The sequence below is a fragment of the Hydrogenoanaerobacterium sp. genome (assembly GCF_032017025.1).
Lineage (GTDB): Bacteria > Bacillota > Clostridia > Oscillospirales > Ruminococcaceae > Hydrogenoanaerobacterium.
The window spans coordinates 1-2,170 of the sequence record NZ_DALZQO010000026.1; the positions used below are offsets into that span (position 1 = coordinate 1).

The 2,170-nt window shown below is 50.3% G+C and carries 3 protein-coding genes; 1 reads left to right on the top strand and 2 read right to left on the bottom strand.

Features of this window, described 5'->3' with window-relative positions; all coding sequences use genetic code 11:
- On the top strand, positions 1-192 hold a 192-nt coding region (locus RTV33_RS13260), incomplete at its 5' end, for a hypothetical protein (RefSeq protein WP_312645019.1).
- Between the two features lie 48 nt (positions 193-240).
- Here the strand turns inward: RTV33_RS13260 and malQ are convergent.
- Positions 241-1,707, bottom strand: coding sequence for a 4-alpha-glucanotransferase (gene malQ / locus RTV33_RS13265; RefSeq protein WP_312645021.1), 1,467 nt, complete (start codon positions 1,705-1,707; stop codon positions 241-243).
- 15 nt (positions 1,708-1,722) lie between these two features.
- Positions 1,723-2,170 (bottom strand): carbohydrate ABC transporter permease (locus RTV33_RS13270; RefSeq protein ID WP_312645022.1); only part of this gene is annotated, 448 nt, incomplete at its 5' end.

Below are 2,170 nucleotides of genomic sequence, written 5' to 3' on the forward strand. Positions count from 1 at the left end.
GCGGCTATTTGTGCATTAGGCGGCAAGACGCCTAACGCACCTGCTAAAGCAGAGTATAATAAACGCTTTTGCGTTTATTGTACCATAATTATTGCATCTTCTCAATGCAGACTGAAATTAAAATATCTGTTCGCAGGAGCAATGCAGGGCAGAAGAATAATTTACCCCGCAGCTATTATGGCTGCGAGGTGAGCTGTGGTTTGTTTGAGAAAGGGATTTAATCTTTACATAATACGTATTTTATCTGCCGTATAATTGTGTCATTTCACAAATTTGCTGTGCCAGCTTGGGGGTGAGTGCACCGGGAGATAGCCGCCAACGCCAGTTTGTACCGATGGTGGAGGGGGTATTCATACGCGCGTGCGAGTCCAGTTCAAGGTAATCCTGCATCTGTACCACAGCAAGGTCGGCTACACTCGCCACCGCCGCACGGATAAATTCCCATGTACCGTTTTGATCGCCTGTAATGTTGAGGTAGCGGCGTGCAAATGCCACATCCTCACCCGGCGCACTGGAAAACCAGCCGCGAACGGTGTCGTTATCGTGGGTGCCTGTGTATACTACGCAATCCTTATCATAGTTGTGCGGCAGGTAATCGCTTTCCTCACGTGAGTCAAACGCAAACTCCAGTATCTTCATGCCGGGGTAGCCCGTACTGCGGCGCAACTCATGCACCTCCTCGGTAAGGTAGCCGAGGTCTTCGGCAATCAGACGCATATCACCGAGCCGAGCCATAATGCTCTCAAAAAAACTGTAACCCGGCCCCTTGCGCCATTCGCCGTTTTCGGCGGTTTTATCGCCATAAGGCACTGCATAATAGCTCTCAAACCCGCGGAAGTGATCGATGCGGGTGACGTCGTGCATGTAACCAGCGGCCTGCAGCCGCTTCACCCACCATGCGTAATCGGTCTGCTTGAGGTAATCCCACCGGTAAAGCGGGTTGCCCCAAAGCTGCCCTGTCGCGGAAAATCCATCCGGCGGAACACCTGCCACATCGATGGGATTCTTGTACTCATCCAGCAGAAATATCTCGCTGTTTGCCCAAGCATCTGCGCTGTCGGGTGCAACATAAATTGGCATATCGCCGATGATCTCTACCTCGTTGTCGTTGGCATACGTCTTGAGTGCAAACCACTGCTTAAAAAATAGGTACTGCAAGAACACATAATATTCAATCTCATTGGCAAGATGTAACTGATAAAACCGCACAGCATCCGGTTTTCGCAGCTTGATTTCGTCCTCCCACTGCGTCCATGGCCGGAGCCCCATTTTTGCCTTTACTGCCATGTACAGCGCATAGTCTTCAACCCAGTCGGCGTTTTCTTTGCGAAATTCAGCGAGAGCATCTTTATCCTGAAAACGGAGGTAGGCTTTCCACAACAGGGTGAAGCGGCTGTGGAAAATCTTCGCATAATCCACCGACTTTGCATCACTGCCCCAATCGCAAGCATCGCATTCTTCCTTTGCCAAAAGCCCGCCTTCACAAATCAGATCCAAATCGATAAAATAGGGGTTTCCCGCAAAAACCGAAAACGATTGATAGGGTGAATCGCCAAAGCTGGTTGGCCCCAGCGGCAGTATCTGCCAGTAGCGCTGCCCCGCCGCGCGTAAAAAATCCACAAAGTTGTAAGCCTGCCTACCAAACGTGCCAATGCCATAGGGCGACGGCAGGCTGCTGATGTGCAGTAAAATACCGCTGCTTCTCATACGAAAGACTCCCCTTTACTTAATTGCACCGTCTGTAATGCCCTTTACAATATATTTTTGGCAGAACAGATAAAAAATGACGATAGGCAGCATCCCCATGATGAGCCCCGCGGTGGCAAGATCCCATCGTTTGGAAAACTGGCCGAAAAAGAAGTAGGTTTTGAGCGGTATGGTCTGCCAGCCGGCCTTATTAATGGTTAACTGAGGCAGCAAGAAGTCATTCCAAATCCACATAATATTGAGAATAGCGACGGTGATGGAGATCGTTTTGAGCAGCGGAAACACCACCTGCCAAAAGGTACGGAATGGGGTGCAGCCGTCGATGGTGGCGGCCTCCTCCAGCTCGAGCGGTACATTCTTGATAAAACCATGGAACAGCATGATGGACAAGCTCGAACCAAAGCCCACATACATAAAAATCAGCCCGACGCGGTTGAGAGCAGTCAGGTTTTTCTGCCCGCTT

Bases quoted from the DNA above. Each gene is read 5' to 3' on its own strand.
- malQ (WP_312645021.1), bottom strand. From the start codon at position 1,707: ATGAGAAGCAGCGGTATTTTACTGCACATCAGCAGCCTGCCGTCGCCC.